The 23,603-nt window shown below is 57.5% G+C and carries 18 protein-coding genes; 7 read left to right on the top strand and 11 right to left on the bottom strand.

The window, feature by feature from the left end:
* Positions 1-37 precede the first annotated feature (37 nt).
* The 5 genes from GS620_RS20650 to GS620_RS20630 all read right to left on the bottom strand — a co-directional run bounded on the left by GS620_RS20650 (position 38) and on the right by GS620_RS20630 (position 7,833).
* The gene (locus GS620_RS20650) at positions 38-1,657 is read right to left on the bottom strand and encodes a glycosyltransferase family 39 protein (RefSeq protein WP_171617593.1); all 1,620 of its coding nucleotides are present in this window, start codon (positions 1,655-1,657) and stop codon (positions 38-40) included.
* A gap of 244 nt (positions 1,658-1,901) precedes the next feature.
* On the bottom strand, positions 1,902-3,752 hold the full coding sequence (locus tag GS620_RS20645; protein ID WP_171617592.1) for a glucosyltransferase domain-containing protein: 1,851 nt from the start codon (positions 3,750-3,752) through the stop codon (positions 1,902-1,904).
* A 48-nt stretch (positions 3,753-3,800) separates the two neighbouring features.
* Complete coding sequence (locus GS620_RS20640; RefSeq protein ID WP_216597978.1) at positions 3,801-4,628, bottom strand: class I SAM-dependent methyltransferase; 828 nt, start codon at positions 4,626-4,628, stop codon at positions 3,801-3,803.
* Positions 4,629-4,795: 167 nt separating this feature from the next.
* Positions 4,796-5,509: a bifunctional 2-polyprenyl-6-hydroxyphenol methylase/3-demethylubiquinol 3-O-methyltransferase UbiG gene (locus GS620_RS20635; protein WP_171120457.1), complete on the bottom strand. Its 714-nt coding sequence runs from the start codon at positions 5,507-5,509 to the stop codon at positions 4,796-4,798.
* Between the two features lie 269 nt (positions 5,510-5,778).
* Positions 5,779-7,833, bottom strand: coding sequence for a right-handed parallel beta-helix repeat-containing protein (locus GS620_RS20630; protein ID WP_171617591.1), 2,055 nt, complete (start codon positions 7,831-7,833; stop codon positions 5,779-5,781).
* 506 nt (positions 7,834-8,339) lie between these two features.
* Here GS620_RS20630 and GS620_RS20625 point away from each other — a divergent pair.
* Positions 8,340-9,569 carry a right-handed parallel beta-helix repeat-containing protein gene (locus tag GS620_RS20625; RefSeq protein WP_216597977.1) on the top strand — a complete coding sequence of 410 codons (1,230 nt, stop codon included), beginning with the start codon at positions 8,340-8,342 and terminating at the stop codon, positions 9,567-9,569.
* Positions 9,570-9,684: 115 nt separating this feature from the next.
* Positions 9,685-11,043: an O-antigen ligase gene (locus GS620_RS20620; RefSeq protein ID WP_171617589.1), complete on the top strand. Its 1,359-nt coding sequence runs from the start codon at positions 9,685-9,687 to the stop codon at positions 11,041-11,043.
* On the opposite strand, the gene GS620_RS20615 is transcribed toward GS620_RS20620, so the two are convergent.
* Genes GS620_RS20615 through GS620_RS20600 form a run of 4 tightly spaced genes read right to left on the bottom strand, consistent with a single transcriptional unit; the run spans position 11,040 to position 14,926 of the window.
* A complete protein-coding gene (locus tag GS620_RS20615; RefSeq protein ID WP_171617588.1) occupies positions 11,040-11,720 on the bottom strand; it encodes a polysaccharide deacetylase family protein in 681 nt (226 codons plus the stop codon). The genes GS620_RS20620 and GS620_RS20615 overlap by 4 nt on opposite strands.
* The gene (locus tag GS620_RS20610; protein ID WP_171172425.1) at positions 11,717-12,760 is read right to left on the bottom strand and encodes a GNAT family N-acetyltransferase; all 1,044 of its coding nucleotides are present in this window, start codon (positions 12,758-12,760) and stop codon (positions 11,717-11,719) included. The genes GS620_RS20615 and GS620_RS20610 overlap by 4 nt, the downstream gene beginning before the upstream one ends.
* Before the next feature lie 7 nt (positions 12,761-12,767).
* Positions 12,768-13,970 (bottom strand): GNAT family N-acetyltransferase, encoded by a 1,203-nt coding sequence (locus GS620_RS22345; RefSeq protein WP_171617587.1) that lies wholly within the window; start codon positions 13,968-13,970, stop codon positions 12,768-12,770.
* Positions 13,967-14,926 carry a glycosyltransferase family 2 protein gene (locus GS620_RS20600; RefSeq protein ID WP_171617586.1) on the bottom strand — a complete coding sequence of 320 codons (960 nt, stop codon included), beginning with the start codon at positions 14,924-14,926 and terminating at the stop codon, positions 13,967-13,969. The genes GS620_RS22345 and GS620_RS20600 overlap by 4 nt, the downstream gene beginning before the upstream one ends.
* A gap of 156 nt (positions 14,927-15,082) precedes the next feature.
* On the opposite strand from GS620_RS20600, the gene GS620_RS20595 reads away from it, so the two are divergent.
* From GS620_RS20595 to GS620_RS20585, 3 genes are read left to right on the top strand one after another with little or no spacing between them, the layout of a single operon-like run.
* Positions 15,083-16,180 (top strand): lipid II:glycine glycyltransferase FemX, encoded by a 1,098-nt coding sequence (locus tag GS620_RS20595; RefSeq protein ID WP_371809833.1) that lies wholly within the window; start codon positions 15,083-15,085, stop codon positions 16,178-16,180.
* Positions 16,181-16,207: 27 nt separating this feature from the next.
* The gene (locus tag GS620_RS20590) at positions 16,208-16,840 is read left to right on the top strand and encodes a GNAT family N-acetyltransferase (protein WP_171172432.1); all 633 of its coding nucleotides are present in this window, start codon (positions 16,208-16,210) and stop codon (positions 16,838-16,840) included.
* A gap of 14 nt (positions 16,841-16,854) precedes the next feature.
* The gene (locus GS620_RS20585) at positions 16,855-18,018 is read left to right on the top strand and encodes a DegT/DnrJ/EryC1/StrS family aminotransferase (RefSeq protein WP_171120480.1); all 1,164 of its coding nucleotides are present in this window, start codon (positions 16,855-16,857) and stop codon (positions 18,016-18,018) included.
* A gap of 7 nt (positions 18,019-18,025) precedes the next feature.
* Here the strand turns inward: GS620_RS20585 and GS620_RS20580 are convergent, their stop codons facing one another.
* Positions 18,026-19,573: an oligosaccharide flippase family protein gene (locus GS620_RS20580; RefSeq protein ID WP_171120482.1), complete on the bottom strand. Its 1,548-nt coding sequence runs from the start codon at positions 19,571-19,573 to the stop codon at positions 18,026-18,028.
* Between the two features lie 375 nt (positions 19,574-19,948).
* On the opposite strand from GS620_RS20580, the gene GS620_RS20575 reads away from it, so the two are divergent.
* Both GS620_RS20575 and GS620_RS20570 read left to right on the top strand, forming a co-directional pair.
* Complete coding sequence (locus tag GS620_RS20575; protein WP_171120493.1) at positions 19,949-21,211, top strand: nucleotide sugar dehydrogenase; 1,263 nt, start codon at positions 19,949-19,951, stop codon at positions 21,209-21,211.
* Positions 21,198-22,454 (top strand): glycosyltransferase family 4 protein, encoded by a 1,257-nt coding sequence (locus GS620_RS20570; RefSeq protein ID WP_253284008.1) that lies wholly within the window; start codon positions 21,198-21,200, stop codon positions 22,452-22,454. Before GS620_RS20575 ends, GS620_RS20570 begins: the two co-directional genes overlap by 14 nt.
* Positions 22,455-22,460: 6 nt before the next feature.
* Here the strand turns inward: GS620_RS20570 and GS620_RS20565 are convergent, their stop codons facing one another.
* Entirely contained in the window at positions 22,461-23,561 is a 1,101-nt protein-coding gene (locus tag GS620_RS20565; protein WP_171617584.1) for an acyltransferase, read from the bottom strand.
* Between the last annotated feature and the right edge of the window lie 42 nt (positions 23,562-23,603).

Genomic DNA, 23,603 nt, shown 5'->3' with positions numbered 1-23,603 from the left:
GACGCGGGCCTTTTTCCGTTCATTTGGGCACAGGTGATCATGGTTTTCCCTCAGGCTCAAAAAGTTCCGCCCGGGCGCGCAACTTTTCAATTTCCAGTGTCTTATCATAGTCACTCAATGCCTCACGCCGTGCATCGGTGATGACAAAAGCTTCTTCATGGGGCCAGGTGATCAGCCAGACGCGGGATGTGGGGTTGGCTTGCAAAGATGCATCATATTCCGAGACGACGAAATTCGCGTCATTGATGTAATAGAACAGCGGTGTATCGACCCAATCCCGGTTCCTCAGAAAAACAAGATCGCCGGATTGCATTTCAGATAACACGGCTTGCGCAATGCCCTGATAATCGTTCGGCGCGCCGGGCTTTCGGCTGGCGTAGAGTATGCTGGCAGCAAAGACGAGCAGGCACAGCCCTGTCGTTGCCAGCCTGAGGCGAATGTTCTGAAACAGCCAGACTGCCCCTGCTGCGCAGAGGATCAGCAGGTAAGGTACAAAAACCAGAAAAGCCTGCGGGGCAAGGACGGATACGAAATGAGATGCCGCAAAAAGGATCAACGGTGCGGCAACCGCCAGAAGCCACAAAAGCAGCGCCCGTTCCTGAGGGTGATGCAGGGTGTGCGATGGCAGACGGGGGACAAACCTGCCCCAGACCGCGCCCAGTGCAGAGATGAGCAATGCCAGAAACGGCAAGATGGACATTGCCATCAAGGCTTCGTTCCGGCGATGTGCGATTGAGGCGAGCCAGAATATGAAACCGGCTGAGCAGACAGCCAGCAGGCGCGGAATCCAGACGGAAATCCGAGGGGTCGTGGCGAAAATCGGTGCTTCACGCTTCGGGGCTTTCAGGCTGGCCGTCAGCAGCAGCAGGGCAAAGGCCAGCAGCAACCAGACCCAGACCTGCCCGATCTGTAGCTGCGGAATTGTGAATTCGTCTTTGGCGAACAGAAATCCGAAAGAGAAGTATTCGATCAGAAAGTCCGGGGATGGATCAAGCGCTGCGCCCTTGCGCGCGCGATAGACTGCATGCACCAGCGCAGGGGCGGCTAGGATGAAGGCAAGGGATTGTATCTGAAACAGCCGGGCCCCCTGCCACAGGCCGATCCTATGTGAAGAGCGGTTCGATACCGGTTCGGGCCGAGGCAGAACCAATGCTGTCCACAGCAGATGGATCATGATCAGGGGCCAGAAAAACTCGACTGTCAGCACTCCGGCCACAACTGAGGCGACATAAGCAAACTCAAGCCAGGGCCGTGGTCTGGGTGTTCTCATCAGGCAGAGCAAAAGCCAGGTCGCCAGCAGAGAGAGGAAGGCACCGGCGACATACATACGTGCCGTTTGGCTCCAGAAGATGTGGAAGCCATGAAGCGACAGCAGCAATGCGGACAGACAGCCGATGGACGATCCGAATATGCTGCGTGCAATCAGAAAAATCAGCGGGATCGACCCCATGGCAAACAGGATGCCCGGAAACCGCAACGCGAAATGCGAAGTCCCGAATGTCTTGGTCCAGCCCAGCATGGCCGTATACCACCCCACGGGGTGCGGTTCGTCGTGAAAATGCCACCAGAGAGTTTCGGTAAGATCATGGCGGGGCGGTGGCTCGGAAATACCCGGGACCAGCTCGATACCAGGGACATAGATTTCCGGATGAGACATGCTGCGTTGCTCAATCCCCCAGAGCCGCAGCAGGACAACACATGCAAGAGCAACACCAAGGGCGCACAGGACAGCATATGTGCGATATTCACGCCTGATTGAAAAAACGCTTTTCTCATCTGATGATGCCATTGCAAAATAGCCACTCTGAAACACAATTACTCGGAACGGTAATCCGGGAATGATACTACAGGATGTGGCTCAGGTCACTCTGGCGCGCCGTGTGGCCTGGCGCAGGCACGCCTTATTCTGCGCTGTCGAATGGATATCGTGCCGCGCCGAGCGTCAGCTTTTCGGACCAGGTGACTGCACCATCCCCGCCAACCATCGACACGTCGATCACATCGGGCACCTCACCATTCCAGCCTGCGGTATAGAAGCACCCGCCATGTATGGTGTGGCCACGGCTCTGAACGTCGTAAAAAGCGCTGCGGATGGTTGGCGTCGCGGTGTGTATTACGTCAATTCTGTCCCCCCGAACGGGGGGCGCACAGATTTCCGAGAACCGCAGAACCGCTGTTTGTGTGACGCAGACACGGCCGATTTCGGGCCTGTCACTGTCGGCGCACATGAGGCTGCCGGAAAAGCCGGGGCTTTGCGACAGACAGACATAGGCGGCACCTTGATACAAATAGACGGAATTCTCGGCCGGGAAGGCCTCGCAGGCCAGCGGTCCTTCATACAGCCCGCCCTCGGCGTACCAATCTAGATCGAACATGTCCTTGAAGATGCCCGGGCGGGAGTTGCCAGCGTGAAATACGGTCCAGCCAATCATGTCCCCCCAAGCCAGATCGGGGTAATCTGTATGGCCGACGATGCGGAATGGCGCGCCGTCATACCCTTCCAGTTCCGCGAGCCGTATCATGATTTTCTCGGCAAGCGCCTCATCACGGTCTCCCATTTCGGACTGATCGCTCCAGACGAAAGGCGCCATGAAGGCGTATGTGAGCGCAACGATCAGGGGCAGGCCCAGAATGACCGGTGCCGTGAACCCTCTTGCCCGTATTTCGGCATCAACAGCCAGATAGAACACCGCAGCCAGCAAGCCGACATATGCGACGGCCCGAGACGGCAGCCATGGTCCGTCATAGGCGAACCAGATCAGAAGAGGTAACAGGAGAATCCCGATCATGCCCACCAGGATACGCAGGACGTTCATCCAGTTGCGCGGAGGGCGCGCAAGGACATAAATACTCAACCCGACGCTCAGCAAAACCCCTATTCCGATATAGGCTGAGTTCAGAGTCTTGACCGCAAAGGGTATTCTCTGAAGCGATCCCCGCCAGATCTGGCCAAGCAATCTCACGCTGTTTTCAAGCTTGTCCTGCAACTCGTGCGCCGAGGCCATGGCGACACGGTTGGTTGTGGGGACATGGTCATGCAGCTGGGCAGCCAGATGGGCCTGCGCAACATAGGCCAGAAGGCCAAGACATGATCCAATTGCCGACAGCAGGATGAATGTGCCCACATCTGTGGTCTTGTATCGGTCGGTTCGGATCATCGAGACAAACAGGATCACGGCACCAAACGGGACAAAAGGCTGATAGAGTGCTGCACAAAGCGCGATGCATTGCGCGCCGATCAAAAGCCAGATCACCCGAGAGCCAAACGCATGAAGGATGCCGCGTTCAAAACACTTGAAACCGGCAACGGAAAGCAGCAACGCCAGCGGGAACGCGAAAACGTGGCTCGAAAAGGTAAGGGCGTTGATCATGTAGATGTGATGAACGCCAAGCGTGAAAATCAAAAAGGTCGCGAAGGGCTGGGTGTCACGATCGCTGGACTGCCGCGCCAGAACCCATGACAGCAGAAGAAAGGCGCCTGCCGCCAGACCAGTCTGCAAAACGGGCAGAAAACGTTCCTGGAGAACATGGACATACAGCACCTCCATCGCCCAGCGACCTTCCTCGGTCGTCCAGTTGAGAGGGAGCCCGCCTTCGGGCGCGCCGTGGACCTGACGCCAGTCATCCGGGTTTCTGCCATCCCTGATCAGGCCCGGTGCGGTTGTGAGTGCATAAATGAGCAGGCTGGCGGAAATCGCATGCGGCCAGCGGAACCTGGTCGAGAGGATATGTGCGGGTCGTGCAATGCTCATGCTATACATGTCCCACAAGAAACGTGCACACAGCTGTCTCTGACCCGGTCAAAAATACTCTTTCAACCTGCGGGCGCGCTTCATGTTGGATGGCAGCGACACGATGTTTCGTACCAGCCTGGCTGCGGCACGCATCCCCGGAATGGCCTTGAGCGCCGAGAGCCCTTTGGATGTTTTCAGAAGAGCTTCGTAGGTCTGATTGTCCGCATGCCTGAAGTCTTTGGCATGCAGGTCCTCGCCAGCGTTTTCTGTGGGCGCCGATGCGACCGAGGTCGCCTTGCGGTTCACGTCAAAGACGACAAAAGACTCAAAGAAGCTAATCCCCCAGGCACGCTTTTCCGAGGTGTCAGGCGTCAGCCGCGAGAACCGATGGTTGATACGGTCCACCATGTTCATGGCATATTTGATGAAGGAACGGTGCCTGAGGCCGAACCCTTCCATGTAAGAGGTATGCGTGTCTTCGACCACAAGCATCCCGCCATCCTTGATGTGTGGCAACAGGCATTCCGTCGTAATGATCTGTTGTTCATAGGTGTGGCCGCCATCATCCAGAACGATGTCGATGTCACCGACTTCCCTTACGATTTTTTCAAGGAAATCCGGGTCGCTCTGGCTGCCGATGAAAATCTCGAACCCTTCCTGTTCCCAGCGCTTTGCATCGGGGTTCAGTTCAACGCCGATGATGCGGGCCTGAGGGCCAAAGAACTCCCGCCACATGAAAAGAGATCCACCACCCAGAACGCCGATCTCAACAAACGTGATATCCTTTCCGATGTAAGGAGAAAAAAGTTTGTCATACACATCGAAGTAAGTGGAATGCTTACTGCTTTTGTATGGGCTGTTCATATAGGCCTGATAACTTTTCGACTCTAACATCTCTACGTCCTCGGATCTCAACTTGTCATGCGCTCCACCTGTCGAAGCGGGTATTCATAAACTGGGGCGTCAATTCCATTACTTTGGCTGTTTTGTGGCTCCGCTCTTTCCACAGCCTCCGGTCTTGCTGGTTTCCTGTCAAACGCCGTGGGCCCGGTCTGGGGCACTTACTTGCGCGTTATGATGATGGCATAGGAAGAATAAACCGCCCATTCGTGCCGGGCGCACAGGCGCGCCAGCCCGTTATCCAGCTGCCGCAGGCCGAAAATCTTATCATAGTAATGGTGCCCGTAATATTCGTGTACTTCGATGCTCGAAAACCCGACATCCGCCAGCGCCTTTCGCATGTACGGGGTCGAGCCGCGACACAGTGAGTAATAGGCGGGGAATTTGCCGGTATTCTGGCCATCAAAGCGCCGGGGCTGCAACAGTTGAACCGCCTTGCGTGTCAGTTGTTCGGGAAACAGCCAGTTGATCAGGAACGGCGAGGCGAAAATGGTCGGCACCAAGTGAACAGCAACGCCACCATCCGCCAGAAGGTGATGCATGTTTTTGTGGAACTGCTTGCCGTCGGGCATATGCTCGCCACAAAACTTGGACATGATCAGATCGAACCTCTGATCCACATGGCTGACATCGCCGCAGGCGTTGATCTGAAGGGTGTCGAACTCATCGGAAACATGGGAAAGTTCTTCGGCACTTATGTCACTGATCGTGAAGGATGTGACATGATCGGGCAGTGTCTTGTCGCCGGTCGATCGGCTGGTCGTGCCACCGATTTCCATGATCCGGGCCGGTTTTTCATCTGTTATGATGTTCCAGACCGTATCCAGATAATCCTGTCTGCAATCCGTGTGCCAGCGTATTTCTGACTGTACCATTTACTCTCCCAAAAAACCCGTAACCTTGCGCGGCATTTGAAACGGGGCCAATCGCGATAAAAAGACTTTTTGCAATACGCCTATTAAGGCAGTGACATGGCTGTTTGACCAATCTTTAGATGAATGCTGGCAGCATTCAAAGAACGTATGCACCCAAGTTTACATGACTGGCAATGCCAGGGGGCGGAATAGATATGGGCGGGTCCGAATTTTCGGTACCCGCCCATGCAGTGGTAATCAATAGGCTGTATTTTCAGCGATCTTTGCCGTTACGCGAACAAATCAGAATACGGCTCGACAAACGGGGCTTCTTCGCCGATCGCAAAGGTGTCAACGCTGTCACCAACGTACCAGTCTCTTTCCTGTCCGCCGGCGAAATCGAAATCCGTATTGGTTTCGTCCAGGACAACGGCACCATCGACCATAATCTGAAGGCGGTCGGTGTCCTGATCAACCATCAGGGTGACCTGATGTGTTTCACCGTCGTTCAGGTCGACATCCTTGATCTTGAAGCCTTTACGGAACCCGTCATCATTGTTGTCGACTTTTGCGACCAGATGCCCTTTCTTATTCAGCTTCAGGCCGAAATTCGAGTGGTTCCATACAAGCCGTTCAGCACCCGTTTCACCTTCGTCACGGGTTATGTCGACCGAGAAGCTAACCTGCGACGCGTCAGAAATTCCGTCCAGGGTTCCGATGTTCCCCCGGCTATTCTGATTGGATATGTCGATCATCGACAACTCGCTTTGCCAGCCGCCACCATGGGCAGGTTCAGAGCCGGTGTCAGGCTGCTCGGCGCTTGTATCGCCTTCGGCCTGCGTCTCATCGGCCGGAACATGGGTTTTACCAACGTAAGAAACCTCGTCCAGGCGTCCGATAGTCTCCGGGCTGTCCTGATGGGTTATGTCGATCATCAGTTCGCCCTGCGGGTCGGCACCAAGAACAGGCTCGGACTCGGCGTCGGGCTGCTCGGACCCGGTATCGGTCTGCTCGGACCCAGTGTCGGGCTGCTCGGACCCGGTATCGGGCTGCTCGGACCCGGTATCGGGCTGCTCGGACCCGGTATCGGGTTGCCCGGACCCGGTATCGGGTTGCCCGGACCCGCTGTCCGGTGGTGTGGGGTTGGTGTTGGGTTGTGATCCCCCGGGGGTAACCTGCTGCGGGGGGGTGGATCCCGTGGCACCGTGCGAGACGGCAGAGCCGGCGTTCAGTGTGTCAGCCAGGCTGCCCGGGACGACGACATATTGGTTGTAGCCATTCCCCTGTGCCGTTGCCTGATAGGTGAAGTTCTGATCGTACTCACTGGGCTGAATCAGGGCGTTGTTGGCTACGTTCCAGTCAGCCTGCCCGTTATACCCCACGATCTGAGACGTAATGTTCTGATCGATGGTGACGTTTTTGGAACCGGCGGAAACGTTGATCGCCGGGATCTCGATCCCGCCTGTCAGCGTCTTTTCGTCTACGTGCAGGACCGAATTTTTGGTGATCGTCAGCCCATCCACACCATAAAGAGAGATCCCGTGGAAGTGACCGTTGTAGATCGTGTTCCCTTCGATCAACACGTTGTGGTGGATCACGCTGGGATCGTCGATGTTCTTGCCGTCACCGCCAGCCCAGATGGTCTGAGTGAAATCCCCGTTGGCCATGTCAAAGAGGTTGTTGCGGATGGTGATGTTGTCGCTGCCGCTGCCATAGGCGCGCTGAATCTGGATCATGTCACGGTGATCGCCCGAACCAGCCGCGCCGCCGAAATCGTGCAGGTGGTTGTTCTCAACCAGGATGTTGTCGACATTGTCAAAAACCAGACCATCGGAGCGGATCGTGTGGATGTCGTTGCCGGTGACATTGATCCCGTCGGAATTCACCGCAATGACAGCTTTCCACCATTGTGAGAATTCGGTGTTGTTGATGTTGATATTGGTCGAGCCTGCGATGTTCAGACCTGTGCCATAGCCGGTACCGTCCGCCGATGTTCCGGTGCCGCTGGCAACATCGCCGTCGAAGATCGAGTTGTTGAACGTAATGTTCTGGCTGTCGTAGACGCCGAACTTGCTTTGAAAGTGGTGGTCGCCACCACTGAAGCTGTAGTCAAACTTGATGTTGTCGAACGTGATGTTCGACGATTGCTTGAGGTGCACATCCGAGAAGCTGGCTTTCGCATTCGGATCCGCGGACTGGATCGTCACGTTCGATGCGAAATTGGTATTGTGGAGGTTCAGTGACCCGTAGTCACCTGCAGTAAGGAGGATCGTCTCACCACCGCTGGCCTGTGACAGAGCCTGGTTCAGCTCTGCGGCGGAAGTTACAATGATAGTCGTCGACATCTTTCACCTGTGTTTCCAAATGCGCTTATCCCAAAGCGCTGAAGATCCCGCTCACCCAAGGGGTATGGAACAGTCGCACAAGGGCGACAGATTGGCCGGAATATGGCTATGTTTGGAAACTGTTGCCTGTATGAGGACAATTTTGCCCTTTTGCAGTCATTTCCGAGTGAACTCGATACTCGATACCGGGAATTGTTCCACTTCCCTTAGCGGTTGCCTAGGGTTTGGCGAATTGATTCCTCCAGGGCAACAATAGCCACAAAATAGCCATCATTCAGGCGTGTCCTTGCGTATGGGCGATAGGCATCGGCAATGAATTGCCCGGTGCCGTAAGGGAAACCTGGGCGTTGCAAGGGCCATTCGGACGTGCCATGGCGCCAGACGGGCAAGCAGGCGCGATAGACAGTGGAACCCGCCTTGCCTACACTTTCCTGCAAGTGTGGTTATCAGAAAGGTGCGTTATGGCCGGGTCCCGGATTCTCGTCTTGGCAGGGGCGCTACTGCTCATGTTGGGTTTTGATGTGGCGGCCCAGACCCCCTGTCAGGGGCGAGACGTGCGAACGCACCTTCCCGCAACTCAGACCAAGGGGCAGCCGGTCGCAAATGCCGCCGATCTTGGCGCAGCCCTGCAAAATGCCCAGGGCGGGGAAATCTTTCTTCTGGCGCCGGGGAATTATGGAACCCTTAGGATGAACACAGCATACCGGTCACCCGTGGTGATCCGGTCCGCCGATCCTGCTGCGCCGGCCTGTTTTACCCGTCTGGTTCTGGAAGGAGCCAGGAATGTGCATCTGGATGGTGTCTATTTCGATTACACCTACAATGCGGGCGACCCGCATTTCATTGCCTATTTCGTCATCCTGAACAGTACGGACATTGTGATATCGAATTCCGTGTTCGACGGTGGGACTGCAAGGGGAACAGGGTCCGAGGCGGACGGGTACAGTATCGGGATCGGCCTGAAAATCGAGCGGGGCGGGAACCTGACCCTTTCAGGCAACGAGTTTCGCAGATGGTGGACAGCAGTTCTGTCCGTGCAATCGCGGCAGTTTGTCTTTACGGGCAACAACATTCACACGATCCGGTCCGATGGGGTTGATGTGGATGCTGCGGATGGCCTGAGAATCGAGCGGAACCGATTTCACGATTTCGGCGGTGCGGCTGGATCCCAGGATCACCGCGACATGATCCAGATTATGCGGGTATCGCCCCGGGGATCTTCGGACATCGTCATCCGTGACAATATATTCGACATGGCCGGTGGTGATTTCACCCAGACCATCTGGGCTGGCGGAGACGGCAAGGACCTCGGCAACCCAGTCATGCGACACCGCAATGTGCTGGTTGAAAACAACATGATCTACAATGGTCATATTCACGGCATTTCGATCCATGGCTCGGACAATATCTCGATCAGAAAGAACTCGGTGATCCATGTGCCCGGCGGTCATTCGGTTCCGGTCATCAACATTTCTCCGGATTCGACCTCGGTGGTCATTGAGCAGAATGCGGTGGCCAATATCATCGGGCACGAGAACCAGCGCGATTGGGTTGTGCTCAACAATGCGTTGATTCAGGATCAGACCCCCTCTCAGGGTGGGTATTATGACAGCCAGTTCATCTATTACGCGCAAGGCAGGAAAGACGGATACAACGAATACGGCGTACGCCCCGGCAGCCAGCTTGATCGCCTGAATGCGGGGTCCAGCCTGTCGCAATCCTACCCCTCGCGATGAGGACATTGCAGGCAATGTTGTGGAAAAGTGATTGGCTTCGGGCGCACGGCCAGAATACTGACAATATGTTAGTGCAATCTGTAATGTGTTATCCGTTTGAAGGCAGGAATTTTAGATGACAGCCGTTTTGTCAGCGAAAGCCAGCGCCCCGGCGACAAAGCCGATCGTTCTTGCCTTGCTCATTTTCTCCTTTGCGATGCCGTTCTATTTCCACCTGGGGGGGCTCAAGCTCAGCGGGTATCGGGTGATCCTGCTGCTGTTCATGTTTCCTGCGATTATCGGATGGCTGAGCGGCAAGGCTGGAAAGATCAGGCCGATTGATATTTTGGTGATATCATTCAGCTTCTGGTCGGCCCTGTCTTTTTCCGTCAATCACGGTTTGGCGTCGATGTGGCAGTTCATCGGGATGTTCATGATCGAAACCCTGGCGCCCTATTTCATTGCCCGCACCTATATCCGCAACCTGGAATCGTTTCGGTATTTCGTGAAATGCCTGTTCCTGCTCATCCTTATTCTGCTGCCCTTTGCCCTGTTCGAATCCTTTACGGGCAAGACCCCGCTGTTGAACCTGTTCAGCAAGGTTCTAAGCGTCTATCAGAAATGGATTTTCGAACCTCGGCTTGGATTGCTGCGGGCGCAGACAACGATGCCGCATCCCATCCTGTTCGGCGTGTTCTGTGCGCCGGCCTTCGCGCTGACCTGGTATGTGCTGGGATGGCATAAATCGTTCTTCAAGAAGGTTGGCCTGACCTCGGTAGTAGGGGGAGCGGTGTTCTTTTCCCTTTCATCGGGTGCGTTTCTGAATGTCGTCATTCAGTTGGCGCTCATGGGATGGAATTGGGTTTTTCAGTTCCTCAAAAGCAAATGGAAAGTTCTGCTGAGCATATTTGGCATCCTGTATTTCATTGCCGAGATCGGTTCGAACCGGAGTATGTTCCAGATCTTTGCAACCCATTTCACGCTGACCCCCGGCACGGCATGGGCGCGAATCCACACATTCAACTTTGCGTCTGACGATATTTTACGGAACCCGATATTCGGGATCGGCCTGCATGACTGGACCCGCCCCCACTGGATGGTGCTGCTGAGCAGCGTCGACAATTTCTGGCTCGTGGTCACGTTGCGGCACGGCTTTCCAGCCTTGTTTCTGCTGGTGGGGGCCGTCATCGTCACGTTCTTTCAACTGGGCAGCAGAAATTTGACCGGGGCAACGGCAGATGCGCGCCTTGGATACCTGATTTCGCTGCTGGGCCTTTGCGTGTCGGCCGTCACCGTCCACCTTTGGGATGCCACGTTCTGTTTTTTGATGTTTCTGCTGGGGGCAGGGGTTTGGTTTCTGGATGCAGATGACGGGTCCGGTCAGGATGGGGACCAGGCCCAGGCCGAGGAAGGAGGGCGAAAGATGCGGTATACCCGGTTTCCCAGGGCCCTGCCCGGAGAACTGTCTATCGGGCGCGTTGCACGCACCCGCTAGCCGGTCGTCGTCCAGCGCCGTCTGGCCATTCCCAATGCACGCCGAAGGCGGCGTAAGGGCGCGACCCTGCCAGACAGGACCGCTTGTATCTGGTGATCAGTCATATCCTCGCGCAAGGATGTTCGGGGGCGCAGGAAAGCGTTCTTTTGCCAGGTTCCGCCATCGCTTGACCAGGCGGCCGTGTATCCGGCCATGCGCAGGGCGCGCAGTACACGAGCATCATACCGTCCAAAGGGTATGCCTGCCTCGGTTACCGGGAGTGCGCATATCATTTCCAACTGCGCGCGGGATTCGCTGAGTTCCCGGACCAGTGCGGCGTCATCCAGTGTCGGCCAGGCAAGATGGTCAATCCCATGGCTGCCGATTGTCATATCCGCATCCTGCAAGCGATGCAGATGGTCTGCATCCAGTGATCCGGCCTGTCCGATCCGCCCGGTCAGGACAAAGAACCGTGCCCGAAGCCCCCGGGCCGACAGCGCTGGCAGGGCGATGTCATGATCCGAAAGATTGCTGTCATCGAAGGTGATGGTGAACCGGTTCGGATCAGGGTCTGCGGCGATCCGGTCCAGAACCCGTTCGAATTGCTCAACCGAAAGCCAATAGGGGGCCTCGCCCGGTTCCAGAGGGCGTTTTGGTGTTCCGATGCCGTGAAAGTTGATACCGATGGGCTTTGTCATGAGCGCAGTTTCTTCAGGCGGGCGTGAATGGTTTCGGCGATGCTGATCAGGGCAGAGCTTGCGCCGGCAGGGCGGAACTCGTACGGGCCCGCTGCGCGCAGCTCTGTGCCGCCCGTGCGCAGCTTGTAACGTGTGACGGAAGGGTTGGCTTCAGGATCTATCCCGCCCAGGTCGAAATACTTCAGGCCCAGGTCGCGACAGCGCAGCATGGAATGCCACATCAGATAATGCCCGGCATTCAGGCGCCGCCCGGTGTCCAGAGTGGCCCCGAACAGATAGACGGCATTGGACCCAGCCCGTCCCAGCGTCATCGCGGCAATGTCGGTCCCGTCCTTGCGGGCAAACAGAACCTCATGGGCAAAATCAGCCCCCTCAAGGGCATAGTAGAATTCTGGCGGGATATCCGGCCGAAAGCCTTTGGCTGCCTGAACCTCGGTGTACATTGGATGAAACCGGTCGGCTGCCTGTGCAATCGGCACGATATCCAGATCAAGACCGGCTTTCAGCGCATTACGCAGGGGGTTGCGCCATTTTCCGTGCAGAGCACGCATCAGCGTGTCTTCGTCCTGGGTACAATCCACGACCACGGTTCGATAGGTCGGGGATCGATCGGTGGGCAAAAACGCTTCGCTACGGGCCAGCTGATCCAGCAATGCAACATCATGCCAGGGTGTGGCCGGAAACCGCAGGCGCAGGATATGCCCGCTCTCCTGAGCATACGTACGCAGTGCGGCCAGCACGGCACGCAGTGTTGCAGCGTCGGGATCAGGCCGATCGACATGCTGCACCAGCGGTCCGGCGGCAAGCCATGCAATGCCACGCCGCAGGCCGGGAACATGTTTGATGCGCAGACATGCGGCGGCAACAGGCTGCCCGTCCGGGGTGGTGAGCATCAGGAACTGTACGTCTGCCCCGATCCGGCGGGCCGCCGCGCGGGCATAGGTCAGGCTGTGTTCAAGGGTCAGGTCGCGGAACGACGCGCTGAGGGCGGGCCACTTTTCTTCAGGCAGAACCCGTGCGGAGAGCTGATATGCGATCATATCCGCCTCATATTCTTGTTTTGATCCAGCTGGACCACAGCGATTTGTTTTTCAGCGGGATCACGGCCCTCAGCCGGGGTGCAACCCGCCCGAACCAGAGCCTGTAATAGACCAGGTGCAACACACGCGCCCAACCAAGGCAGAGCTTCAGCAAGACAGGGGATATTCCTGATCGCCTTGAGACGATCAGGCGATGAGTGGGCACCGATTCACCGCCATAGACCAGCTTGTAACCATATGCGCCAACCCCGGCTTCGATCCGCGTCACGCCTGCGGCGATCAGCTGTTCGATCATCTGAACCAGGCCGATTTTCCCAAGGCTGAGGCGTTCCAGTTCCGGGTCGGTCGATCTGGCGGGCAACCGCCAATGGCAGGTCTGCCCCTTGACCAGGCAGAATTGGGTGGCAAGGGGGCCGTCCTGGCCCTGCTGTTCGACAAACCAGGTTTCCTGCCCCTGCTGGGTGGCGTCTGCCAGATCGCAGTAGAAGGCGGCGCTGCCAGGCCAGTCCACGAAATGGCCTCCTTTTCCAACCTCCTGCCATTGCCGGTTGTGGAAGTCGACGAAATCCCCGAATTGATGCGCATCAGGATGGAGCATCCGTGTTGTCAGGCCGTGGTCATTCTGTAGGTGTTTCAGATCCCGCCGATACTGCCCCCGCCGTTTCTTGGACAGGTTGGCAAGATAGCCCTCAAACGTATCGGGCAGTTCAAAAACCGTATGGGTGCCAGCCGGCGTGTCGGTCAGCGCCAGCCCCGGTGCCACTCCATTGCGGATGGCTGCCAGCATGGTGCCGTGTTCCGAGGCGGGGGTGAAGCTGACCAGATGCGCCCGGCCATCGCCGAGAAGGCCGTTCAGGGCCTCGGCGCAGCTGTTCTTTAGCGCGGTTTCCGTGGCGGCCAGCTGGAAAATCACCGTGTTGGGATCGGTTGCGGCCAATTTGGCGATACGGACCCTCACAGGCCCCAGCCAAACCGGATAGATCATGAACGGCAGCAAAGCGACCAGCTGCCCCTGGGCGTCATATGCCACAAGGGTCCGGAGCGTTTTACCGCGCCCGAAATGAGCCCACCAGGTCAGCACCCAGACCGGAGCGGCATAGATGTCCGCGCCGGTCTGTCGGGCCAGTGCGGCCCACGCATCGGTCATGCGTTCAAGGCCCTTGACCCCATCAACCCATTTGAATGTCAGCCGGACGTCTGTGTCGGTCACTCTGTCGGCTCCTGGCTAGTCAGGTGATAGCGCAGCGAGGCCCGGGCCAGACGCCGCCGCGCGGCAGCTTCTTCCCGCTGATTTGCGACCGACATGACAAAGCGCAATACGGATGACCCCACAAATACCATCCGGCCGCGGAACAGGCCCCAAAGGCCATAATGTTTGCGCAGATAGATCATCTTGCTTTTCTGCATCTGTACGTACATGCGCGAGCGGATCTGGGCGGTGCTTTTGCCGCCTCCCTCAAGGTGCAGGATGCGCGCTGTGGGGGTGAACACGCATTTCCAGCCTGCATCGCGGATGCGACGGCACCAGTCGGCCTCTTCCGAGTAGACGAAGAATGCCTCGTCCAGAAGACCCACGGCCTCGAAGACACGACGGGGCACAAGCATGAACATGCCCGAGACGACGTCGACCTCGCGTTGCGAACGCCGATCCCAGTCTCCGTACTCGGCGCGGGCCAGAAGCGGATTGCGCCGAGACAGGCGGTGCAGCCCAAACTCGATCAGCGCCAGGTTTCCCGGACCCGGGTCGGCAAAACAGGTGCGCTGAATGGTGGTTTCATCTTCCAGGACCTGACATCCAGCGCAGCCGACATCCGGGTGCTGATCCAGCCAGTCCAGCATGGTATCGATCGCACCATCCAGAATGATGGTATCGGGATTGAGCAACAGCAGATTGTCACCCCGTGCGATTTCCAACCCCTGATTGTTGGCGGCGGCAAATCCCCGGTTCGTGCCATTGGCGATCAACCGAACATCAGGGAACTCGTCACGGACAAGATCGACGGATCCGTCGCTTGATGCATTGTCGACGACGATGACCTCATGCGGCTTCCGGGTCTGTCGGGAAATGGATATCAGGCAGTCCCGAAGAATGTCCCGGGTATTCCAGTTCACGATGACAATGGAAACAGCGCACTCGCTCTGCGTGCCGTGTGACGGTGAAGTCATGAAACCCTGTTCTCGTTACTCGCTTACATTTTCAAATTGTTTAGCCATTGTTCTGATCTATGAATACACTCAACGTCATTAAGCGACGGCTATTGTTAAATAGTAGCTGTGAAATTCAGAGCGAATAAACCGGTATATTGAGGTATTAGTTTGGCTGTGCAGGAACTTGAAGGGCAAGATAGTGTTGCGATTGAATGCACTGAAACCCTGACCGCAGACCGGAATGCCGAATGGATGACGTTTCTGAATGCGGCCCGGCATCAGCATCCGCGGCAATCTTCGTTGTTTACGAATTCGGAACAAAGGTTGAATCGCAAGGTGATTTATGCCTCGGCGCGCCGGGAGGGTGCGCTTGTGGGTGTCGGCCTGATCTCGCTTGAACCGCACCCATATCTGCCCGGTGCCTGGTCCCGGGCCCATTGCCTGAGCGGCCCGGTTTGCGACGATGCCACCGACATGGTGGCGTTTCTGAACGGGCTGTACAGGCAGCCTGAGCTTTCAAGGGTTGGCAGCCTGACTGTCACCCCGTTCTGGACCGAAGAAGAGGCCGACACACTGGATGCCGCGCTGGCTCATGCGGGTTGGCGCGTGGCCGAGGAAGATCAGTTTCGTGAAACCGGATGGGTCGACATATCGGTCACGAGCGAAGAGATCATGGCGGCGTTTTCCAAAAGCGCCCGTCGCGAGGTCAGGCGCGCCGAACGGCAGGGCGTGACGTTCCGAAGCGCGCGAACCCCGGAAGAGTTTCGCATTTTTCTCGAGAGCATGAACCGGTTGCGCGTTTCGCGCAGGCTGCCCGAGCTGAGCCTTCCCGCCTATGAAGCGATGTTTGAAGATGTATTGCGGCCCGATGAGATTGGCACCGTGATCATGGCCTGGCAGCAAGAGGCCTTTCTTGCCGGGCTTTTGGTGTATCGCAGCAGGGACATTGTGCACGGCCGGCATTTCACCACCGAGCCGGATCATCTGCGGGCGGCGGGCAATCTGCGTATCGCCCCGGCCTTGTGGTTGGAGGCCATGAGATGGGCCAAGGGCAAGGGCTGTAGCACCTTGGATGTCGAGGGCTATCACGTACCGGTTTCGGGCGAGAAGAAGTTCAACATTCACAAGTACAAGTCAGAATTCAATCCGCGCGTCGTGCAGCGGATTTCAGCACGTGAAAAGGTGTTGAACCGGTCTGTGTACCTGACGGGAAATGCGCGTGATCTGATCCGGGGGCAGTTGAAAAAGCTCAAGAGGGCAGCGGCGGGTTAGGTCCCTGAACGATTGGTAAGGCGAAGTATGAATCTGGCCAAGAAAGGCAAATTGCAACTGATCCGGGGGGCCGCGCGACGTGGGCCGGTTGTTCTTGTCCGGCAGCTTTGGCTGGCCCTGATGGACAGCTTTGTGCGCAAACGCCATCTGGTATTCCGGCTGGGCGCGACCAGTTGTGCTGCCCAATCACAAGCCGGGCAGGACGCGCAACAGGTGCGGGAAATCCGATCACGCGAAGACCTTACCAGTGTCGAACTGGCCAGCCTGATGGACCCTGAGGCGGCGCATGACTGGGGAATGCTGGAATGGCTGGACGCCGGGTGGCAGCTTTGGGTGCTGACGGAAGAGGGGCGCATCCAGGCGGTGGCCTGGGTTAGGGATGCCGCGCATAGCCGCGATTTCTTTGTGCCCCTCACCGACACAGAAGAGCTGTTCTGGCATGTTTATGTCCTGCCAGAATACCGCGGCAGAAATTTGCAGGGCCGGCTTTGGGACACGATTGTTGCCAACAAAATATCCGCGGGAATCGACGGGTTTTATACCAATTGCCGGGATTACAATTTACCTTCTAGGCTCAATATCCTGAAAACGGGGTTTTCACCGGTTGGGCACTGCAATGAATACCGCCTGACACATCATCGGACTTGGCGGCAGTACTGAAATGCGGGGGTGGCATGAGCAGCGACACACATGAGACCGCGCTTTATTGCGGCGACCCGCCCATGCAGTTTGCCAATCTGTTTCGCCGGGACCCGGCAGGCGGATATACGGCCCTGTTTCGGAAACGCCCGGTTTTCTGGAGTTTCAATACCCGCGTGGCGATCCGGGCGGCCTGTGATCTTTTGGCCTTGCAGCCAGGGGACGAGGTTTTGGTGCCAGCCTATAATTGCGGCTCAGAGGTTGACCCGCTGATTGACGCGGGTCTTTCGGTCCGGCTGTATCCTGTCTCGGACAATTTACTGGCTGATCCGGATCGCATTGCACCGCTTATCACGGAGCGCACGCGGGCGATTTACGTGACGCATTACTTCGGCGTGATCCAACCCTCACTGACCGGGCTGCGGGCGCTGTGTGACCGGCACGGGTTGCGGTTGATCGAAGATTGTGCGCTGAGCCTGCTGAGTGGTCAGACCCCCGCCGAAGGCCGGGTGGGTGACGTTTCGGTCTTCTGTTTTTACAAGTTTGTTCCGGTTTTGGGCGGCGGCGCCTTGGTGATCAACGCGCCGGATCTGCATGCTGAGCATCCGTTTACACGCCCGCCCCCCCGCAAGATGGTCACCAAGATGCTGCTGCGGGCCGGGCTGGGCAATGTGCTTGGTACAGCGCGCCTGAAAGGGCTGGTGCAGGCGTTGCGGGGCGGCGAACAAATCCCCGTGGACATGTGCCCTGAGAGAGAACTGGAAGATATTCCAAGCCATTACTACTTTGATCCGGCTCTGCGCAGCACCCGTATGAGCGCGTTTGCGGCCCGCCCCTTGCGGGCGTTTTCCGTATCCGAGGCCATCGCAACGCGCCGGGAAAACTGGGAAAGGTACCGTGAACTTCTGACTGATGCCGCGGGTGTGCGCATGCTTGTGCCCGAGCTGACGGTCGACACCTGCCCGCTGAACATGCCGGTGTTGGTGGAGGAGCGCGACCGTGTCGTGCAGGCTTTGCAACACGGCGGGATCGGGGCAACACCTTGGTGGGCGGGATTCAACCGTAATCTCGACTGGACCGGACAGGCCGAAGCGATGGCGCTTAAGAATGACGCCGTGTCACTGCCGCTGCACCAGTATCTTTCCGAGGCGCATGTCGATTACATCGTCTCGGAACTGAAGCGGGCATTGCAGGGGTGAGTGTGACTCAGGACACCCTGGCGACAATCCTGTTGCGCAGTTTCGATGCGAGTTCGAGCGTCAGGCTTTCAAATCCCTTTGGGCGCCCTGACAGCTGCCAAAGCAACAGGTGGGTCGCGATATAGGTGAACACGCCGACGATGACCTTGACGGCAAAGCGGATGCGCAGCAGGGGCAGGTCTTCGGCTGAATCGTAAGCCCAGCCGATTGCGTCGCCACTGCCATAGGCGCTGCTGACGATGAGAACCGCGGTGACCATTGCGATGGCCGCGGCGAATGTGCGCCAGGCCATGAGAATGGGTGTAAGAAGCCCCCCGGTTCCAAAATCCTTGGCCATGACCAGCGCCAGCCCAATCGCGAACAGGCTGGCTGCGCCGGATCCGAGGATCGCGCCCACAAATCCATAGTTGGATCCCAGCAGCACCAGTATGGTTGTTACGACCAGCAGGATACTGTTGCGCAGGAACAGCCGTTTCGTGTCGCCCTGCACATAGCTTGCCGAACGGACATTGGCCTGTAGCGTTTCAATGGCCTTGAGCGGGGCGAGCACCCAGATGACCTGAGAGGCTGCCAGCCATTCATATCCGGCCACCACGACGATCAGGTGATTTGCAACCAGCGCCATTCCGACACTGACGGGAATGATGATGCCCAGCAGAATGGCATTGGCCTGTTCAAAGGCTTCGCGGTCGTTGCCCTGAGTTCTGGAGATGCTGGCGAGCCCGGGATAGATCACCCGCTCAAGTGGCCCGATGACCTGGCTGGTGAACAGTGACACAAGGCGAAAGCCGATTCTGAAAATACCCGCATCCGCCAGCCCCAACGTGGCTCCGATAATGATTTGCGGCATGTTGGTCGTCAGGAATTGCGTGATCTGTGCGCCCAGTGACCATGATGATACGTCGATACAGTCATGCCAGCATCTGAGCGTCAGCCGGGGCCGCATCGGCGCGACGGAAAAGGACCAGATGACGCGTGCGACCTGGGTCAGGAAATTGGCTGCCACAATGGCCCAGAAATCGCGCCAGAACCAGGCAAGGCATACTGCGAACAACGTATATGTGATGCGGCTGATGGCTTCTTCACCAGCCACGAATCCAAACCTGAGATCCCTTTCCAGCAAGGGAAACCGTGTGCTTTTGAGTGAACTGACGATGGCGATCAGACATAAGGCGGGTATCAGCTCGGTCAGGGCAGGCAAGCCCAGAAACCCCATCAGGGGTGCACTGATCCAGATCAGACCAGCGGCGGAAGTACCCAGCAGCAGCTGCATCGTGAAAACTGTATTGAGGTGCGCTTCGGTTACCTCGGGTTGCCGGATCAGGGTCATGGAAATCGCCCGCTGCGCGATTTCAAGCAAGGCCACTGCGATGACGAAATAGGCGATTACACCGAAATCCGTCGGGGTCAGCAGGCGGGCAGTGACGATAAGTGTCAGCAGGCCAAGAATCTGGCTGAAAACACCCGACGCAAACAGTGCTGCGGCCCCGACGACAAGGGGTGAGCCGCGCGGGACTGCGGCACCGGTCGGTTCGGATTTAGGCGAAGGCTTCAACAGCTTTGTCTTTCCACATTCAAAACAAACAACAGAATAACGGGTTAGTGTTTCCTTTTTATCTCCTCTCCCAAGTATTCCAACCGGATAGAGAAGTGCCGTTCTGGCAATTGGGCGGGGTCGCTGTTACTCAAGGAAAACCGCACTTTTTTATGTCGAAATCACATGATTTTCTTTCAATGTCAGAAGGTTGTTTCATACTCGGTGATACCTGCGGGTCTAGTGTCCGAAAGTTATCTGCTGTTTCAAGGAGAATTTCTGGCCCAGTGTCTCAGATCAGGCTCCTCATGGGCAAGCACGTCAAGTATGTGATGCCTGATATGTGTCCGGTGGCGGCCAGTGCCCAGAAGCCGGGGTTCAAAACGGTGTAATGGTATGAAGATTGCGATTTTTGGTCTGGGTTATGTTGGGTTCACGGCAGCATGCTGTCTGACCCGTGAGGGGCATGAGGTGATCGGCGTCGATGTGAATGCCGACAAGGTCTCGGAAATCAATGCCGGGCAGCCTCCGATCAAGGAACCCAAGGTGGCCGAGCTGCTGACCGAGGCACTTGCAAAGAACCTGATCCGCGCAACGGTTGAAATCCCCGACCTGTCGGATGTGGATCTGGCCATCGTTTGCGTCGGCACGCCCAGTTCCACTGACGGCTCGCACAACATGAATTTTGTGGCCGAGGTGACGCGGCAGATTGCCAAGGCCATTTCGCCCGACCGCGCGCGACCGCTGACCGTGGCGTACCGATCCACCTTCCGGCCGGGCACGGTGCGGCAGCTGATCGAGCCGATCTTTCAAAGCTATCTGGGCGATCGGACGGGTCAGGCGGTCGAGATCGTCTATAACCCCGAATTCCTGCGCGAGGCTTCGGCGGTGGATGATTTCTTCAACCCGCCCAAGATCGTTGTCGGCACGGCAGACGGAGATCGCTCGGCGGTGATGGACGAAATGCACGAAGGGCTGGATGCGCCGGTGTTCTACACCGCCTTTGAAGAGGCCGAGATCACCAAATTCGTCGACAACACCTGGCACGCGACCAAGGTGGCCTTTGCCAATGAGGTAGGCCGCATCTGTCACAGCATGGGCGTGTCGGCCAAAACCATGCACGAGATTTTCGTCTCGGACACCAAGCTGAACATCTCGGCCTATTACACCCGTCCGGGGGGCGCGTTCGGGGGCTCGTGCCTGCCCAAGGATGTGCGTGCGTTGCAGCATATTGCCGGTGAGGTGGGGGCGCATACCCATCTGATCGACAGCCTGTTGCAGACCAATCAGGCGCATAAAACCTATCAGGCGCAGGATATCATGGCGCGGCTGCCCGAAGGGGGCCGGGTGCTGATGGCCGGGCTGGCCTTCAAGGCCGGAACCGATGATCTGCGGGAAAGCCCCAATGTCGATATCGCCCGGCGGCTGTTGCAGGCGGGCTATCAGCTGTCGGTCTATGATCCTGCGATCAAACCGGCCGATCTGCGGGGGCAGAACCTTGGTTATGCCTTTACCCACCTGCCCAACGTGGGCAGCCTGCTGGTGGACCGCGCCACGGCCGAGGCCGGGCCCTGGGATCTGGTGGTCGGTTCAAACCGGATCGTGAATGATCTGAACCTGGGTGATGCAGAGGTGGTAAGAACCTATGAATATGACTAGCCCTGTGCCCGCCGTTCAGCCGATTTCGTTCGAAGAGCTGCGCCAGAGCCAGCCCCTGAAGGGCCTCAAGGTTCTGATCGTGGTGGAAAACCTGCCCGTCCCCTTTGACCGCCGCGTCTGGATGGAGGCGCGCACGCTGGCCGCGGCCGGCGCGTTGGTCTCGGTCATCTGCCCCACCGGCAAGGGCCATGAGGAACGCGTGTGGGAAGATGAAGGCATCAAGGTCTATCGCCACCCGCTGCCGCTGGATGCCAGCGGGGCGCTGGGGTATCTGCTGGAATATGGCGCGGCGCTGTTCTGGGAAAGCTGGCTGTCGCTGAAGATCAAATTCACCCGCGGCTTTCACGTCATCCATGGCTGCAACCCGCCCGATCTGATCTTTCTGGTGGCGCTGCCCTTCAAGCTGTTTGGCGTGCGCTATCTGTTCGATCACCACGACATCAACCCCGAGCTTTACGAGGCCAAGTTCGACAAGCGCGGCTTTTTCTGGAAGCTGATGAAGACGTTCGAGCGGCTGACCTTCGCCTCGGCCCGGGTGTCGATTGCCACCAATGAAAGCTATCGCAAGATCGCCATCGAACGCGGCGGCATGGCGCCCGAGGATGTGTTTATCGTCCGGTCCGGCCCTGATCTGAGTCGGCTGCAGCACCTGCCGCCGAACCCGGCCTGGCGCAACGGGCGGAAATACATGGTGGGTTATGTCGGCGTCATGGGTGATCAGGAAGGGATCGACCTGCTGCTGGAATCCGTGGCGCATCTGGTCAAGGTTCAGGGCCGCGACGATATCCAGTTCTGCCTTGTGGGCGGGGGTCCCAGCCTGGACAAGCTGCGCGAACAATCTGCTGAAATGGGCCTGTCGGACTATGTCACCTTCACCGGCCGTGCCCCGGATCGGGATCTGTTCGAGATCCTGTCAACCGCCGATGTCTGCGTGAACCCGGATCGGGTGAACGAGATGAACGACAAATCCACCATGAACAAGATCCTCGAATACATGGCCTTCGAAAAACCCATCGTTCAGTTCGACGTGACCGAAGGGCGGTTCTCGGCGCAGGAGGCCTCGCTTTACGCCAAGGCCAACGATCCGGTGGATATGGCCGACAAGATCACCGACTTGCTGGCCGATGACGAACGTCGTGCCGCCATGGGCCGCTATGGCCGCGCCCGGGTCGAGGCGGAAATGGCCTGGCCCCATCAGGTGCCTGCACTGATCGCGGCGTATCAGCGGATCTGGAAGGGGTAAGATCTGCTATTCAGCAGCCTGTTTGGTCTTCAGGGGCTTTTGAGCCTTCCGGTGCCGCAATTGCATGGCTGGGGCCTCAACATAATGCCATGACAGCATCGCGCAGATCATCGTTAGTGGAAATGATATGGCCATGTTGACGATGGGGGTGGTGACCCCGGCCTGCGCCACCAACTGCTGGATGGGAAAGGCATAAATGTAGACCCCGTAGGAATAGTCGCCCAGCTTGTTGTAATGCAGCAGCAGAGGCGTTTTCGCGTAACCCAAGAAAAACACCACATAAGACAGGCAGACGGCAAAGACCGGCAGAAACAGCGGCGTGAACCAGGCCACAATGGACAGCGCCGTTGCCGTGATGAAGAGGATCGGGGACAGCGGGATGTGCTGGCGCCAGATATAAAAGACCATCCCCGTGAGAAAGGGGAGTCCAAGCCGGGTGAGCTGCTCGATGCGCGGGTTCAGATCGGTCACCATGGCCACCGCATAGACGACCAGGAACAGCAGGGTAACAACCGCAAAGATTTTTTTCCGACCCAGAATGCCGAGGATGCCGCAGATCAATACACCGATATAGCAGGTGACCTCGTAAGACAGCGACCAGAGTGAGCCGTTGACTGCCGGGCCGTACGGGTTGGATTCGAACACGCCGGGCAACACGTATTGAATCTTGAACAGCAACATGTTGCGCACAAAAAATTCCCCGGCCTGCGCCCAGAAAACGGATGCAGGGGCCTGTGTCAGTATGAACCCGGCAACCAGAAGGGTAATCCCTGTCACGACCGCAAGTGCCGGAAACAGACGCAGCGCGCGGGCGATCAGAAATGAACTGGCAGACCGTTTTCTATCGAAGCTGCGTGTGATGAAGAATCCTGAAATGGCGAAGAAGATCCATACGCACACCATGCCCAGGGACAGCCCGTGAAGAGCAGTTTCAAACGGTTGACCAACCGCGCCACCCCAACTGAGCGGATAGGCGTGCGATACAAGCACGCCGCTGGCGGCAAGAATCCGGATCAGGTTGAAATTGTTGTCCCGCCCGTCTGCCCGGTCCGCGATATAGCAGCGCGCAGGATCGCCCGAGGCAGCATGCGCATCCTGGTCTTTCATCCGCGAGTCCTCTGGGTTGGTGGCATAAACATATGGGTCCGC

It is taken from the genome of Ruegeria sp. HKCCD6428, assembly GCF_013110595.1.
In the GTDB taxonomy this organism is placed as follows: domain Bacteria; phylum Pseudomonadota; class Alphaproteobacteria; order Rhodobacterales; family Rhodobacteraceae; genus Ruegeria.
This window is presented reverse-complemented; position numbering and strand designations above follow the sequence as displayed.

Coding starts and splice junctions, on each gene's coding strand:
- GS620_RS20650 (WP_171617593.1), bottom strand. CDS start 1,657: ATGTCTCATCCGGAAATCTATGTCCCTGGTATCGAGCTGGTCCCGGGT.
- GS620_RS20645 (WP_171617592.1), bottom strand. CDS start 3,752: ATGAGCATTGCACGACCCGCACATATCCTCTCGACCAGGTTCCGCTGG.
- GS620_RS20640 (WP_216597978.1), bottom strand. CDS start 4,628: ATGTTAGAGTCGAAAAGTTATCAGGCCTATATGAACAGCCCATACAAA.
- GS620_RS20635 (WP_171120457.1), bottom strand. CDS start 5,509: ATGGTACAGTCAGAAATACGCTGGCACACGGATTGCAGACAGGATTAT.
- GS620_RS20630 (WP_171617591.1), bottom strand. CDS start 7,833: ATGTCGACGACTATCATTGTAACTTCCGCCGCAGAGCTGAACCAGGCT.
- GS620_RS20625 (WP_216597977.1), top strand. CDS start 8,340: ATGTTGGGTTTTGATGTGGCGGCCCAGACCCCCTGTCAGGGGCGAGAC.
- GS620_RS20620 (WP_171617589.1), top strand. CDS start 9,685: ATGACAGCCGTTTTGTCAGCGAAAGCCAGCGCCCCGGCGACAAAGCCG.
- GS620_RS20615 (WP_171617588.1), bottom strand. CDS start 11,720: ATGACAAAGCCCATCGGTATCAACTTTCACGGCATCGGAACACCAAAA.
- GS620_RS20610 (WP_171172425.1), bottom strand. CDS start 12,760: ATGATCGCATATCAGCTCTCCGCACGGGTTCTGCCTGAAGAAAAGTGG.
- GS620_RS20600 (WP_171617586.1), bottom strand. CDS start 14,926: ATGACTTCACCGTCACACGGCACGCAGAGCGAGTGCGCTGTTTCCATT.
- GS620_RS20590 (WP_171172432.1), top strand. CDS start 16,208: ATGAATCTGGCCAAGAAAGGCAAATTGCAACTGATCCGGGGGGCCGCG.
- GS620_RS20585 (WP_171120480.1), top strand. CDS start 16,855: ATGAGCAGCGACACACATGAGACCGCGCTTTATTGCGGCGACCCGCCC.
- GS620_RS20575 (WP_171120493.1), top strand. CDS start 19,949: ATGAAGATTGCGATTTTTGGTCTGGGTTATGTTGGGTTCACGGCAGCA.
- GS620_RS20570 (WP_253284008.1), top strand. CDS start 21,198: ATGAATATGACTAGCCCTGTGCCCGCCGTTCAGCCGATTTCGTTCGAA.
- GS620_RS20565 (WP_171617584.1), bottom strand. CDS start 23,561: ATGAAAGACCAGGATGCGCATGCTGCCTCGGGCGATCCTGCGCGCTGC.